The sequence below is a fragment of the Aquabacterium sp. genome, assembly GCF_049317225.1.
Classification (GTDB): Bacteria; Pseudomonadota; Gammaproteobacteria; order Burkholderiales; family Burkholderiaceae_C; genus Aquabacterium.
On record NZ_JBMOIR010000013.1, the window covers coordinates 41,103 to 54,983 of the forward strand.

At 60.7% G+C, this 13,881-nt stretch carries 13 protein-coding genes; 9 read left to right on the forward strand and 4 right to left on the reverse strand.

What is annotated here, in order from left to right:
• Positions 1-14 precede the first annotated feature (14 nt).
• Entirely contained in the window at positions 15-1,253 is a 1,239-nt protein-coding gene (locus ACOYNB_RS09840) for a hypothetical protein (protein ID WP_422838910.1), read from the reverse strand.
• 21 nt (positions 1,254-1,274) lie between these two features.
• The gene (locus tag ACOYNB_RS09845) at positions 1,275-2,669 is read right to left on the reverse strand and encodes an undecaprenyl-phosphate glucose phosphotransferase (protein WP_422838911.1); all 1,395 of its coding nucleotides are present in this window, start codon (positions 2,667-2,669) and stop codon (positions 1,275-1,277) included.
• Between the two features lie 212 nt (positions 2,670-2,881).
• Here ACOYNB_RS09845 and ACOYNB_RS09850 point away from each other — a divergent pair, with 212 nt between their 5' ends.
• From ACOYNB_RS09850 to clsB, 9 genes are all read left to right on the forward strand, one after another.
• On the forward strand, positions 2,882-3,448 hold the full coding sequence (locus tag ACOYNB_RS09850; RefSeq protein ID WP_422838912.1) for a hypothetical protein: 567 nt from the start codon (positions 2,882-2,884) through the stop codon (positions 3,446-3,448).
• Between the two features lie 14 nt (positions 3,449-3,462).
• On the forward strand, positions 3,463-5,025 hold the full coding sequence (ubiB, locus tag ACOYNB_RS09855) for a ubiquinone biosynthesis regulatory protein kinase UbiB (protein ID WP_422838913.1): 1,563 nt from the start codon (positions 3,463-3,465) through the stop codon (positions 5,023-5,025).
• Positions 5,026-5,137: 112 nt separating this feature from the next.
• Complete coding sequence (locus ACOYNB_RS09860) at positions 5,138-6,586, forward strand: sodium:solute symporter family protein (RefSeq protein WP_422838914.1); 1,449 nt, start codon at positions 5,138-5,140, stop codon at positions 6,584-6,586.
• 92 nt (positions 6,587-6,678) lie between these two features.
• On the forward strand, positions 6,679-6,981 hold the full coding sequence (locus tag ACOYNB_RS09865) for an FmdB family zinc ribbon protein (protein ID WP_422838915.1): 303 nt from the start codon (positions 6,679-6,681) through the stop codon (positions 6,979-6,981).
• A 130-nt stretch (positions 6,982-7,111) separates the two neighbouring features.
• Positions 7,112-7,744 carry a DUF502 domain-containing protein gene (locus ACOYNB_RS09870; protein ID WP_422838916.1) on the forward strand — a complete coding sequence of 211 codons (633 nt, stop codon included), beginning with the start codon at positions 7,112-7,114 and terminating at the stop codon, positions 7,742-7,744.
• A gap of 70 nt (positions 7,745-7,814) precedes the next feature.
• The gene (gene aspS / locus ACOYNB_RS09875) at positions 7,815-9,617 is read left to right on the forward strand and encodes an aspartate--tRNA ligase (RefSeq protein ID WP_422838917.1); all 1,803 of its coding nucleotides are present in this window, start codon (positions 7,815-7,817) and stop codon (positions 9,615-9,617) included.
• Positions 9,618-9,739: 122 nt separating this feature from the next.
• Complete coding sequence (nudB, locus tag ACOYNB_RS09880) at positions 9,740-10,222, forward strand: dihydroneopterin triphosphate diphosphatase (RefSeq protein WP_422838918.1); 483 nt, start codon at positions 9,740-9,742, stop codon at positions 10,220-10,222.
• A gap of 34 nt (positions 10,223-10,256) precedes the next feature.
• Positions 10,257-11,072, forward strand: coding sequence for an endonuclease/exonuclease/phosphatase family protein (locus tag ACOYNB_RS09885; RefSeq protein ID WP_422838943.1), 816 nt, complete (start codon positions 10,257-10,259; stop codon positions 11,070-11,072).
• A 13-nt stretch (positions 11,073-11,085) separates the two neighbouring features.
• Positions 11,086-12,420 (forward strand): cardiolipin synthase ClsB, encoded by a 1,335-nt coding sequence (clsB, locus tag ACOYNB_RS09890; protein ID WP_422838919.1) that lies wholly within the window; start codon positions 11,086-11,088, stop codon positions 12,418-12,420.
• On the opposite strand, the gene ACOYNB_RS09895 is transcribed toward clsB, so the two are convergent.
• On the reverse strand, positions 12,384-12,998 hold the full coding sequence (locus ACOYNB_RS09895; protein WP_422838920.1) for a histidine phosphatase family protein: 615 nt from the start codon (positions 12,996-12,998) through the stop codon (positions 12,384-12,386). The genes clsB and ACOYNB_RS09895 overlap by 37 nt on opposite strands.
• 11 nt (positions 12,999-13,009) lie before the next feature.
• Entirely contained in the window at positions 13,010-13,879 is an 870-nt protein-coding gene (locus ACOYNB_RS09900) for an adenosylcobinamide-GDP ribazoletransferase (RefSeq protein ID WP_422838921.1), read from the reverse strand.
• Positions 13,880-13,881: the final 2 nt, after the last annotated feature.

Consider the following 13,881-nt stretch of genomic DNA (forward strand, 5'->3'; position numbering starts at 1 on the left):
ACCCCAAGAACTGATCAGTCAATTGTGAACGAAGCGCGGCAGGTCAACGCGTTACCACTGTAAGCGCGCGAGAAGGTCGAGCGCGTACGGTCATAGCGTTGCGCATCACAGCCCAAATCAACGGAGCGAATGGGCTGATAAGACACCCCCAGCGACAGCCCGTTGTAGCGCCCGTTCACCGAGGAGTTGGTCAACGCGACGGCCGTGCCCACGCCATAATCTTCCTGATACAGCGCGTGGGTGTAAGCCGCATTGACGCCGACTTTTGCCGTCGCTTGCCAGCGTGCAGAGCCCGTGAAGGTGTTGGTCAAACGATTGTTGGTAGAAAAAACCGAATCCGCGTTGATGTTTTGCCCCAAGGTTTGACCGCCCTCGTTGCTGGTGTTCCGCACCCATGTCAGCGCATAACTCATCTTGCCGCCTGGGGTGTAATTCCACGCAGCTGAACCCGTGACACCCTTGAAGTTGCGACGCTTGTCTGCCGGATGATTTTCATTCGTGACAGCCAGCGATCCAGACAAGCGACTGAACCCTGTGACAACCCAATACGTGTTGAATCCCAGGCTGGTTCGTTCGATTTTTTCGCCCACCGCCGCCACCCCGACCAACACCCGATTCGGAACATCTGTGTCGGACCGAGACAGCGATGTGCCGAAATAGACCAGATCCGATGGCATGAAACGCAGCCCGACAGCGCGCACCACGGACGTCTTGTTATCCCACGTAGCGAAGTTGTACCGTGTCTCCGTTCGGCTCACCGTCGCGTTGGTCGACCACCGGCCATACAGGCCATATCGCAAATCTGCAACGTACTGCTTGTTGGTTTGGATATTCCTGACCGACCGATCGGTCTGATTCTCAAAATTTGGAAGGAAGCGCGAACTCGCCCCACTCACACTCAATTTGAAATCTGAACCCAGCTCGGAGTCGGCCGATCCGCTCAAGGCGTAACCATCGTTGTTGTATTGACTGTTGTGCTTGTAGTCGTGATGTGACGCCTCTGCCGTCAAGCGATAGTTTTGACGCCCATACGCCTTGTTGATCCCGCCAGACAATGAGGTAATTGAGATGTAATCCTGCTTGCGATTCGCATCATCCCGTAGCAAGTTGGAATCCCGCGTCATGCTCTGACTCAGGCTCAGAAACAGCGGCAACTCCTCATCAGATGCCCACGCAGACGAAACGCTGATCGCCCCCATCAGGATGGCACTCCAACGCCAACTCAGCGCCGTAAAGGCATGCATGTTGCTCATCTCTGATGCTCCTCCGGATTTTTAATATGCGTTGCGATCAAACAGCACCAAACGGATCGTGCGAATGATGATTTGCAGGTCCAGCCCCAAAGACCAATTGCGCAGATATTCCAAGTCGTACTCGACGCGCGCCTGCATTTTGTCAATCGTTTCCGTTTCGCCTCGATAGCCATTGACCTGGGCCCAACCTGTGATGCCTGGGCGCACCTTATGACGGACCATGTACGCCTTGATCAGTCGACGGTATTCCTCGTTGTGAGCCACGGCGTGCGGACGCGGCCCCACAATGCTCATGCGCCCTTGCAGCACATTGATGAACTGAGGCAATTCATCCAGCGACGTTTTGCGGATGAACGCGCCAAAAGGCGTGATGCGTGGATCGCCTTTGGTGGCCTGTTTGACCACTGTGCCATTGTCTTGCGTTCGCATCGAGCGGAATTTGTAGACGATGATTTCCTCGCCATCCAGTCCGTTACGGCGTTGCTTGAAGATGATGGGGCCAGGAGAGCTGAGCTTCACCCCAATGGCCAGTCCCAGCAAAATGGGCGAGATCAGCACCAAGATGATGCTGGCCAAGATGATGTCCGACACGCGCTTGACGAGCTCGTTCGTGCCAGTAAAGGGTGTTTCACAAATGCCGACAACCGGCACCCCGTTCATATCCTGCAAACGCCCCTGGATGATGCTGATGCCAAAGACATCCGGGACAAAGTACAGCGACGCGGTGGTGCCCTGCAAAGTTTCCATCAGTTCAACGATCCGGGGCTGAGACCCCAGAGGCAGGGTGATGTAGACCTCTTGAATGCCGTGGGCATAGACGTAATTTGCAACATCCCGCAAGCCGCCCAAACGCATGCTGACCGCTTCTGGCAAGACCCGGCTGTCGGTTCGATCATCGAAGTAGCCCACGAATTCGACAGGCTGATCACCGATGGTCTGCAGCGCACGGGCCACCTTCCCACCCAGCGGGCCGGCCCCCACAACGATGGCGCGACGACGTGACCCCGGGACCGATGCACGGTGTCGAATGACCGCACGCCCCAGCAGCATGAAGAGCCACTGCGCCAACGGAGTGGCCGCAGCCCAAGCGAGCATCACGTGAACATCGAAATAGCCAAGACTGCTGGTCGCATACCCGCAGAGCCACAAAATCATCAACATCGGCAGCCAGGCGCTGACGATGTCAACCCCGGCCTCCAGTCGTGAATCGTAAAAACGATTGCGCCCTGGGAAAGACAATGCAAACACCATCAGGCATAGCACCATGGTCGCCCGATCCACGGGCTGCTGGAACCAGTTCATGACACCCAGCAACACGCCCACGGTAATGAACGGCTCCATGAATGCAGCGACAAACGACGTCACTGATTGCGGTGCGCTGAAAAACGTTCGGTTGTAGTTTCGGTCGTTGAACATGTACTTCCAAGGGGCTAACCCCAAGCCCCGACCTCAGGCGCAAAGCACTTGCTACGCTGGCAAACGCATGGTTGACACCGGGCCGACAACAGGCACCCACTCTTGGGGCGCATGCTGATTGTGAAGCAAAACATGTGACCGTTTTTCGGAAAATCCCCCCCGGCAACCCCTGCGTTACAGGGGGGTGTCCTCCTCAACCTACAATGCCCGTCATGGCACTTCACCCCCTCTCCTGGATCGGCCCGGTCGCACTGCCGCGCCTGACGCTGCTGCTCAACCACGTGATCTCAAATGAGCCCGTGGCCATGACCAAACTGCAACCGCATGCCGGTCGAACCATCGACATCCGCTGGGCTTCGGATTTCGCACCCAAGCTCCCTCGGTTCTTGCATCCATCGCAAGACGGCGGCCCTTTGCTGCCCCCCGCCATGCGTTTCATGATCACGCGCGCCGGCCTGCTGGAGTTGTCTGAAGCCCACGATGCCCCCAACGCAGACGGTCTGACCCTGACAGTGCACCTGTCCAACCCCTTGCGCGTGATTCGCCAGGCATTCAAGGGCGAGCGGCCGGAGGTGCAAATTGAAGGCAACGCTTCACTGGCAGAAGCTGCGTCCTGGTTGATGAAGCATTTGCGCTGGGACATCCAGGACGATGTGGCTCGACTGGTCGGCAACACGCCCGCCGAGATGCTGCGACACCTGTCCAACGCGGTGCGTCAAGCACTGTCGCGCTGGCGCCCAGGCGATGCCACGCATCCGTCTTCGTCTCAGCGTCACTGATCGAGAACGCCCGGATGCGCGCCCTGTTTCGCCCCGCCTTCATCGCCTGGATTGGCTTGCGCTACGGCTTGGACGGCCTGCTGCTGGACAGCTTTCGCCATCCCGGCTGGAGTCGCGTCGGCCGCGTCCTGTCGTGGGGACGTCGCCTTCACGAGCCCCGAGGACAGCGCCTGCGTGAAGCGCTGGAACGTCTCGGCCCCATTTTTGTCAAGTTTGGTCAGATGTTGTCCACGCGGCGCGACCTGCTGCCGCCCGACATTGCCGATGAACTGGCCAAGTTGCAGGACAGAGTCCCCCCCTTCCCCAGCGATGAATCTGCACGCCTGATCGAAGAAGCCTTGGGCAAACCCATCGCAGAGGTATTCCGGACCTTCGAAACCGACCCTGTCGCCAGTGCATCGATTGCGCAGGTGCACTTCGCCACCCTGCACGATGGCCGCGAAGTGGCCGTCAAGGTTCTGCGCCCCGGCATGCTGGCGGTGATCGATGACGATCTGGCCCTGCTGAGAACCATTGCGGGCTGGGTGGAACGTTTCTGGGCCGACGGCAAGCGACTGAAACCCCGCGAGGTGGTCGCAGAGTTTGACAAGTACCTGCACGACGAACTCGACCTGGTTCGGGAAGCCGCGAATGCCGCGCAATTGCGCCGCAACATGGATGGCCTGGATCTGGTGCTGGTGCCCGAAATGATCTGGGACTACTGCACACCCACCGTCATGGTGATGGAGCGCATGAAGGGTGTGCCCATCAGCCAGATGGCGCGCCTGCGTGAAGCCGGCGTGGACATCAAGAAGCTGGCGCGAGACGGTGTCACGATTTTCTTCACCCAGGTCTTCCGCGATGGCTTCTTCCATGCCGACATGCACCCGGGCAACATCCAGGTCAGTTTGGATCCCGAAAGTTTCGGTCGCTACATCGCGCTGGACTTCGGCATCATCGGCACGCTCACCGAGATCGACAAAGACTATCTCGCGCAGAACTTCATTGCTTTCTTCCACCGCGACTACAAACGCGTGGCCGAACTCCACATCGAGAGCGGCTGGGTCCCGGCCAGCACCCGGGTGGACGAACTGGAAGGTGCGGTACGCACCGTGTGCGAACCATATTTCGACCGACCGATCAAAGAAATCTCGCTCGGACAGGTGCTGATGCGTCTATTCCAGATCTCGCGCCGCTTCAACGTCGAAATCCAGCCACAACTGGTGCTGCTGCAAAAGACCCTGCTGAACGTGGAAGGCCTGGGGCGCGAACTGGATCCCGAACTGGACCTGTGGAGCACAGCCAAGCCCTTCCTCGAAAAGTGGATGCACGAGCAAGTGGGCCTGCGAGGGCTGTGGGCTCGCCTCAAACGCGAAGCCCCGCGCTACGCGAAGATGCTGCCTGAGCTGCCTCGCCTGATTCACCACAACCTGGAACACGGCGACGCCAACTTGCGACGTGACCTGGCGGCCATGCTGGCTGAGCAGCGTCAAACCAACCGCCTGCTGTCCACCGTGGTGTGGGTTGGCGTGGGATTCCTTCTGGGTCTGCTGACCGCGCAGCTCTTTGTTCGCCTGCACATGCTGGGTGTCATCTGACCCCAAACTGGCACTACACTGCGCCCCGCAACCCTTCCTTCAACCGCCGACGGCTTTTTGGTGTCGGCGGTTTTCGTTCGTCGGCCTGTCAGTTGAAAGGTTTTAGCCGAATATGAACACCACCCTGCTTGCGTTCGTGCTTCTGTACCTCGTCGGAACGATGGGGATCGGGATTTATGCGGGCACGCGCATCCAGAACACCACCGACTTCGCCGTGGCGGGCCGCAGCCTGCCGCTGGCGATGGTGATCACCACCACGTTTGCCACCTGGTTTGGTGCTGAAACCGTCATGGGCATCCCAGCCAAGTTCGTTCAGGGTGGCCTGAATGCCGTGGTGGAAGACCCGTTTGGCGCATCCATGTGCCTGGTGCTGGTGGGCGCCTTCTTCGCCAGCAAGCTCTACAAGATGAGCCTGCTCACGATCGGTGACTTCTACCGCCATCGTTACGGTGAAGGCGTGGAAATCTTCTGCTCGGTCGCGATCATCCTGAGCTACCTGGGTTGGGTGGCGGCCCAGATCACCGCACTGGGGCTGGTCTTTTCGATTCTGTCGGGCGGCGCCATTGTCCCCGCTATCGGCATGACCATCGGGACGGTGCTGGTGCTGATCTACGTGTTGATTGGTGGCATGTTGGCCGTGGCCTGGACCGATTTCATCCAGATGATCGTGCTGGTGGTCGGCCTGTCGTTCATCGCTGTGATGGCGGGTGATCAGGCCGGCGGCGCCGACAAGGTGCTAGACATGGCCGTGGCCAATGACTGGTTCAAGATCCTGCCAGAGCACACTGCGGAGGGCTGGATTGCCTTCATCGCAGCGGCGATCACCATGATGTTCGGCTCCATCCCGCAACAGGACGTGTTCCAGCGTGTGATGTCGGCCAAAGACAGCGAAACGGCCAAGAAGGGCGCCATCATCGGCGGATTCAGCTACCTGGCTTTCGCGTTCGTGCCCATGTTCATCGTGGCCTCGGCACTGATCATCATGCCGACCGAAACCCGTGAGTTGCTGGCCAACGATCCACAGAAGGTGCTGCCCACGCTGATCATGAGCAAGATGCCCCTGATCGCGCAGATCTTCTTCTTCGGTGCGCTGGTGTCAGCCATCAAGTCGACCTCGTCGGCAACGCTGCTGGCCCCCTCGACCAGTTTCGTGGAAAACATCCTGAAGAACATTCGCCCGGGCATGACGGACCGCCAGATCCTGCTGTCCTTGCGCATCACCATCCTGCTGTTCACGGCGCTGGTGCTGACGTACGCCATCAAGATGCAAGGCACCGCCATTTACGACCTGGTGTCATCGGCATACCAAGTCACGCTGGTGGGCGCCTTCATCCCGCTGGTGATGGGTTTGTACTGGAAGCGGGCCACCACCCAAGGTGCGCTGCTGTCGATCACTGCCGGCATCGGCGTGTGGGCGGCCTTCCTGATGAACGAAGCCTGGGGCGAGACGTTCCCATGCCAACTGGCCGGCTTGCTGGCGGCGATGGTGGGCATGCTGGCGGGCTCGCTGGCACCACAGTGGATCAAGGATCGTCGCACCGAACTGGCCCACGCTGCCTGAGTACCGCACCGGTCTATTGGCGGGGTCTTGAAACCCCGCCGACCACCCCCATTAAAATGGCGTCTGAACGGGCTCACCCCGAAGGTTTGATCATGCCGATTTACGCTTACCGCTGCTCGTCCTGCGGCCATACCAAGGACGTCCTGCAAAAGATTTCCGACCCTGTCTTGACCACCTGCCCCGCTTGTGGAGCCGAGGCGTTCTCCAAGCAACTGACCGCTGCAGGCTTTCAGCTGAAGGGTTCCGGCTGGTACGCCACCGACTTCCGCGGCAGCCAGAGCGGTACGGGCGGTACCAGCGCACCCGCGACCGGCCCGGCTGAATCCAGTTCTGCATCCGACACGGCCAGTGCCGCCCCCGCGACACCCTGTGGCGGTTCGTGCGCCTGTCACTGATCTGGACTGACAATACCCTGGTACGGCGGGCAGCGCTTCGTGCGCGAGCCCGCCGCTGTGTTTGCAACGCACCTTTCGTCGTGTCATCCGACTCGATGCCCGGCACCTCGCCTCTTAACCTGGTTTCGCCGTGAAGAAATTCATCCTCACTGGTTTGCTCGTCTGGCTGCCCCTGGCCATCACTGTCTGGGTGCTGAAGAACGTCATTGGCACGCTCGACGGCGTTTTTGCCTGGTTTGTCGCGGTGGCACAGACCATCCTGCCCGTCAGCCTGCATCCGTTTCTGGCTGATCTGCAGCGCATTCCCGGACTCAGCGTCATCATCCTGGTCACGGCCTTGTGGCTGACCGGCATTGCCGTGACCAACATGGCGGGCCAATGGCTGCTCAAGCAGTCCAACAAGGTGCTGTCGAATATTCCGATCGTCAAGAGCATCTACACCTCGGTCAAGCAGGTGTCGGACACGCTGTTTTCCAGCAGTGGTCAGGCCTTCCGTGAAGCCGTGCTGGTGCAGTATCCCCGCCAAGGCTCGTGGACGATCGCCTTTGTCACCGGCAAGCCGGGCGGCGAAGTGGCGGACAAACTGCCTGCCGACATGCTCACCCTGTATGTACCGACCACCCCCAACCCCACCTCGGGTTTCATGCTGATGGTGCCTCGTGAAGAGGTGCGCGGTCTCGACATGACGGTGGATGAAGCGCTGAAATACATCATTTCGATGGGCGTTGTGGGCCCCACGGCCACGGAAACAGCCCAATCCTGAACGACAATGGAGGGTTTGGAGCTGGCGATTGGTTCAGCTCAGCGACCCTCACTCCCCGGAGAGAACAACAATGCGCACCACTTACTGTGGTCTGGTCAGCGAAGCGCTGATGGGCCAGACCGTGACGCTGATGGGCTGGGCCCACCGTCGCCGCGACCACGGCGGCGTGATCTTCATCGACCTGCGTGACCGCGAAGGTCTGGTGCAGGTCGTGTTCGACCCCGATCGTGCCGACTCTTTCAAGATTGCGGAAGACGTCCGCAACGAGTTCTGCCTGAAGGTGACCGGCGTTGTGCGCGCCCGTCCTGCCGGTACGGAAAACAATGGCCTGACCAGCGGCAAGATCGAAGTGCTGGGCCACACGCTGGAAGTGCTGAACGCCTCGGTGACGCCGCCGTTCCAGATCGACGACGAAAACCTGTCGGAAACGACACGCCTGACCCACCGCGTGCTGGACCTGCGTCGTCCTTACATGCAGCGCAACCTGATGCTGCGCTACCGCGTGGCCATGGAAGCCCGCAAGTTCCTGGACGAGAACGGTTTCATCGACATCGAAACCCCGATGTTAACCAAGTCGACCCCGGAAGGCGCCCGCGACTACCTGGTGCCTTCGCGCGTGCACGACGGTCAGTTCTTCGCCCTGCCCCAATCGCCACAGCTGTTCAAGCAGTTGCTGATGGTGGCCGGCTACGACCGTTACTACCAGATCACCAAGTGCTTCCGCGACGAAGACTTGCGTGCCGACCGTCAGCCCGAATTCACCCAGATCGATATTGAAACGAGCTTCCTGACCGAACAGGAAATCCGTGACATGTTCGAAGGCATGATCCGCCACGTCTTCAAGAAGGCGCTGGATGTGGACCTGGGCGACTACCCGGTCATGAAGTACGCCGACGCCATGCACCTGTACGGTTCGGACAAGCCTGACCTGCGCGTCAAGCTGCAGTTCACCGAACTGACCGACGTGATGGCCGATGTGGACTTCAAGGTCTTCTCGACACCGGCCACCACCAAGGGCGGTCGCGTGGTCGCGCTGTGCGTGCCCGGCGGCGCCGAAATGTCTCGCGGCGAAATCGACGCCTACACCGAGTTCGTCAAGATCTATGGTGCCAAGGGCCTGGCCTGGATCAAGGTCAACGAAGTCGCCAAGGGTCGTGAAGGCCTGCAATCGCCAATCGTGAAGAACCTGCACGACGCGGCCATTGCAGAAATCCTGAAGCGCACCGGCGCCAAGGACGGCGACCTGATCTTCTTCGGCGCAGACAAGGCCAAGGTCGTGAACGACGCCATCGGCGCCCTACGTCTGAAGGTGGGTCACTCGGACTTCGGCAAGAAGGCCGGCCTGTTCGAAGACCGCTGGGCTCCGTTATGGGTGGTCGACTTCCCGATGTTCGAACACGACGACGAGGAAGACCGCTGGAACGCCGTGCACCACCCCTTCACCGCTCCGAAGGATGGTCACGAGGACTACATGGACACCGATCCTGGCAAGTGCATTGCCAAGGCCTACGACATGGTGCTGAACGGCTGGGAACTGGGTGGCGGCTCGATCCGTATCCACCGCGCCGAAGTGCAGTCCAAGGTATTCAAGGCACTGAACATCACGGAAGAAGATGCCCAGGTCAAGTTCGGCTTCTTGCTGGACGCCCTGCAATACGGCGCGCCTCCTCACGGTGGTTTGGCCTTCGGTCTGGACCGCCTGGTCACCCTGATGACCAAGGCCGAATCCATTCGCGACGTGATCGCTTTCCCCAAGACGCAACGTGCCCAGTGTCTGCTGACCGGCGCACCATCCAACGTCGACGAGAAGCAACTGCGCGAACTGCACATCCGTCTGCGCAATGCCCAGGCTGCCGCCGCTGCACAAGGCTAATTGAGCCACTCGCTCAACCTTCAAAAGCCACCTTCGGGTGGCTTTTTTCATGGCGCGGACATTGGCGCCTGAATGCGACAGTGCTGCCGCCCGGCATCGCGGCTCGTGCCACACTTGGCATCATGAGCGAGACGCCCCCTCACAAGATTCCCCAGTCGGTCCTGGTGGTGATCTACACGCCCCAGCTCAATGTGCTGCTGATGGAGCGAGCCAAGCAGCCCGGTTTTTGGCAAAGCGTGACCGGGTCGAAAGACACCCCGGACGAAGATTGGCGCGCAACGGCCATCCGCGAAGTGGCTGAGGAAACCGGTATCCAGGTTGGCTCGGCCGCCGTGCCGCATCAGGCGCTGACAGACTGGGCCCTGGAAAACATCTACGAGATCTACCCCGTCTGGCGATACCGCTATGCGCCCGGCGTCACCCACAACATCGAGCGCGTGTTTGGCTTGTGCGTCCCCGAAGGCACCCCCATCACCCTGGCGCCGGCAGAACACACGCAGTACCTCTGGCGCCCTTGGCAAGCTGCGGCAGATCAGTGTTTTTCGCCGTCCAATGCGGAAGCCATCCTGCAACTTCCCCGACGTCTGAACGCAGGCTGCGCCTGATATCCTGTCCCAAGCTATCGGAGTCGTCACTGTGCTGAACCCGCTGAATTCGTCGCTGCTGACGCCATCAGGGCAAGACCCTCAGGTGCTGCGCATTGCCACGTACAACATCCACAAGGGCGTGCGGGGCATGGGCCCCACCAAGCGGCTGGAGATCCACAACCTAAGCCTGGCCGTCGAAGCACTGGACGCCGACATCGTGTGCCTGCAAGAGGTGCGCAGCTTCAACCACGCCGAGGCACGGCACTTTTCGCAGACCGACTTTGGTCCGCTGGCATGGCCCAGTGCACCGCAGGCTGACTACCTCGCCCCCAACGGCTATGAGGTGGCGTACCGCACCAATGCGGTCACACGGCATGGCGAGCATGGCAATGCCTTGCTGGCACGATGGCCTTTGGGAGACATCGGTCACCACGATGTGTCTGATCACCGCTTTGAACAGCGCGGCCTGCTGCATGTCCCCGTGCAATGGCGTGGCAAGGATATCCACGTGGTCGTCGTGCACTTCGGCCTGATCCATGCCAGCCGGGTTCGACAGGCCGAGCGTTTGGCTGAAGTCGTGCAATCGCACATTCCGGCCGATGCACCGGTGTTGATTGCGGGCGACTTCAATGACTGGAACGAAAAGCTGGACGACATCCTGGCCGGTGCAGGCTTGTCGCGCGCCTTGCAAGCCGACGAGTCGAAGGCCGCGACCTATCCCTCGCTGATTCCGGTTCTGTCCCTGGACCGGGTGTACATGCGCGGGTGGCAATGCCAATCCCTGATGGTGCCCAAGGGCACGACTTGGGCCAGACTGTCTGACCACCTTCCCCTGGTGGCAGAGTTGACGCTGACCTCAAACGGCTGAGCGCTGCATAGGCATGACCGAACGACCGGCGCAGCCGCAAGCCGAATCGACGGTGTCAGACGAGGCTTTGGCACCCTTGGCCTGGTACGCCCAGCGCCGCCCCGTGTACACCGGCGGCAATGTGGCCACCCTGCTGCAAGGTGGCAGGGAGTTGTTCCCCGCGCTGCGAGACCGAATCGATCGCGCCAGGCACACTGTGTGGATGGCGGTCTACATCGTGTCGCCTGAAGGGCAAAGCAGCACCGTACTTCAAGCCTTGATGCGTGCAGCACGACGTGGCGTCGACGTTCACGTTGTGGTGGATGGCGTGGGCTCGCGTGAGGCCTCGCCTCAGTTGTGGCAATCGATGGAGCAAGCTGGCGTGAAACTCGCCATCTATCGCCCGCTGCATCGTCTTTGGAGCATCCTCGACGCGGGACAGTGGCGCCGCATGCATCTAAAGCTGTGCGTCGTCGATGAGCGTGCGGCCTTCATCGGCGGCATCAACCTGATCGATGACCACTATGACCTGACACATGGATGGAGCGACACACCGCGGCTGGACTACGCCGTCGAAGCGCAGGGCCCCGTGGTCACGCCGATGCTTCACACCATCAAGGCAATGTGGACGCGCGCCAAGGTGGGGCGAGATTGGCGCGACGATTGGGTCCACCTCGCCCAAGACCCCAACAAACTGCAACACCTGCGAGAGATGTGGCAACGTGCGCGACTGCGCTTGACGCCACATGAGCAAAGCCAGCTCAGTGCAGCCGAAGCCGATGATCGGCCCATGCGCTGCGCCTTTGTGTTGCGAGACAACCTGCGGCAACGCCGCACCATCGAGTTGGCGGCCTTGCAGGCCATCTTGCAGGCCAAGGAGTGCGTCGACATCGTGACGCCGTACTTCTACCCGCGGCGCGCACTCAAGCGTGCGCTCAAGCAAGCGGCTGCACGGGGTATTCGCGTCCGCTTGCTGTTGCAAGGCAAGCTGGACTACCGCATTGCAGGCATGGCGGCACAGGTGCTGTACGGCGAGCTGCAGAGCCAAGGCATCCGTATCTACGAATATCAACCGGCTTTCCTGCATGCCAAGGTGCTGTGCGTCGACCAGCAGTGGGCCACCATTGGCTCCTCCAACCTGGACCCCTTGTCTTTGTTGCTGAATCTGGAGGGCAACTTGCTGGTGAGGGACGCACCGTTTGTGGCCGCTCTGTCAGAGAAACTGGCTTCGGACTTTGCGCTCAGTCGAGAGGTGCCCCCCAGTGCATCGCCGGGCGCGGGCAACTGGCGCACACGCTGGAAACGCCGCTGGGTGGCATTTGTCGCCAAAGCCTACTTGTGGATGGCTGGCGCAACAGGCCGGTATTGAATCGGCCCCGTGCTGATTGCCCAGCACTCACCGTATTGCGCCGGCATGGGCCATTGACGGGCATCAACGGGGGCCTCCACATGCGTCAGCACCCACTGTGCAGCCAGCATCCATCCGCCATGTCCCACCATCAACAGTGACGGCGCGGCCGCAGTTTGGTGTGCGCGCAACCATGTCGCCGCGCGACTGAGCACGTCCAGCAAACACTCGCCATCGCCAGGTGGATAGGTGGCAAAGCGGGCGCACCACGCATCCACCTCGGCATGGCTGATCTGTGTCCACGGCAGGCCATCCCAGGCACCGAAGTCGGCCTCCATGAGGGCGGGATGCACATGGTGCGCCCAACCCCATTGGCGCAGTTGCCGCCCCACACGCGCACACCGCAGCAAGGGCGATGTGTGGATGACACGCGGCCATCCGTGCCGTCGAGCCGTCTGACGAATGCGATGTGCCAGCCGTTTGACTTTGCGCCGATCAATGGCCAGATCCGTTTGGCCGATGCAACGCCCATGTGCTGCTTTGGGACGAGGATGCCGCCACACCAGCAGTTGGGGAAAGCCAGACTCAGACGCATGCATGCCGATCGCCCTCACGCAACGGGATGAATCACGGTCAGCCAGGCCAACAGTCCCGCCACTTCAGCAAGTTGCTGTGTCGCCCCGAGGGTGTCACCTGTGAATCCGCCCAGCCGCTGTTTGAACCAGCGCCAGCACACCACGCCCACGAGCAGCATGGCCAACGACGATCGCGTCAGGGCTTGCATCAGGGTGCCGGTGGGCCAGCCGGATTGGGCCAACCAGCACCACATGCCTGCAGCGACCAACACGGTCCACGCCGAGGCGGTCAACACTTGCGGCCAAGTCGCCTGAAGACCCAACGGTTTGGCCTTGGCATGTGCCAAATCCCCGCCGTAGGGAAGCAATCGGATCATCCAGACGGCGACAAGCCTCGAGGCGGTGTGCCCCCAGATCACAGCCATCAATGTCCAGGCCAACAAGACCATGTGAATGTGGCTGGCTTGCGCGCTGTTCAATTCCGCCACCTGTGGCGACGCCAGTGAGGTCAGGGTCGCCGCTTTCAGCCCCAGCAAGAGGATCAAACCCAAAGAGCCATAGGAACCAATGCGGGAGTCCTTCATGATCTCCAGCGCACGCTCACGGGTGACAGTGCCCCCCAAGCCATCGCAGGTATCTGCCCAGCCGTCTTCGTGAAAGCCACCTGTGAGCCACACGGTGAACGCCATGCTCAGGATCACCGCCACCGCAGGCGGCCACCAGTGGCTGGCCAGCGCCAACATCAGCGCACCTGCTGTCCCCACCACACTGCCCACCAGCGGGAAGTAACGCTGGCAGGCCTGCAGCCATTCAGGCTGGTAGCCCACCCATTGTGGAATGGGTACCCGCGTGAAGAACTGCAGGGCGATGAAGAAGAGGCGAACCTCGTGGATCAGAAAGCGCATGG

Excerpts from the sequence above, each read along its gene's own strand:
- ACOYNB_RS09840 (WP_422838910.1), bottom strand. The coding sequence starts at position 1,253 with ATGAGCAACATGCATGCCTTTACGGCGCTGAGTTGGCGTTGGAGTGCC.
- ACOYNB_RS09845 (WP_422838911.1), bottom strand. The coding sequence starts at position 2,669 with ATGTTCAACGACCGAAACTACAACCGAACGTTTTTCAGCGCACCGCAA.
- ACOYNB_RS09850 (WP_422838912.1), top strand. The coding sequence starts at position 2,882 with ATGGCACTTCACCCCCTCTCCTGGATCGGCCCGGTCGCACTGCCGCGC.
- ubiB (WP_422838913.1), top strand. The coding sequence starts at position 3,463 with ATGCGCGCCCTGTTTCGCCCCGCCTTCATCGCCTGGATTGGCTTGCGC.
- ACOYNB_RS09860 (WP_422838914.1), top strand. The coding sequence starts at position 5,138 with ATGAACACCACCCTGCTTGCGTTCGTGCTTCTGTACCTCGTCGGAACG.
- ACOYNB_RS09865 (WP_422838915.1), top strand. The coding sequence starts at position 6,679 with ATGCCGATTTACGCTTACCGCTGCTCGTCCTGCGGCCATACCAAGGAC.
- aspS (WP_422838917.1), top strand. The coding sequence starts at position 7,815 with ATGCGCACCACTTACTGTGGTCTGGTCAGCGAAGCGCTGATGGGCCAG.
- nudB (WP_422838918.1), top strand. The coding sequence starts at position 9,740 with ATGAGCGAGACGCCCCCTCACAAGATTCCCCAGTCGGTCCTGGTGGTG.
- clsB (WP_422838919.1), top strand. The coding sequence starts at position 11,086 with ATGACCGAACGACCGGCGCAGCCGCAAGCCGAATCGACGGTGTCAGAC.
- ACOYNB_RS09895 (WP_422838920.1), bottom strand. The coding sequence starts at position 12,998 with ATGCATGCGTCTGAGTCTGGCTTTCCCCAACTGCTGGTGTGGCGGCAT.
- ACOYNB_RS09900 (WP_422838921.1), bottom strand. The coding sequence starts at position 13,879 with ATGCGCTTTCTGATCCACGAGGTTCGCCTCTTCTTCATCGCCCTGCAG.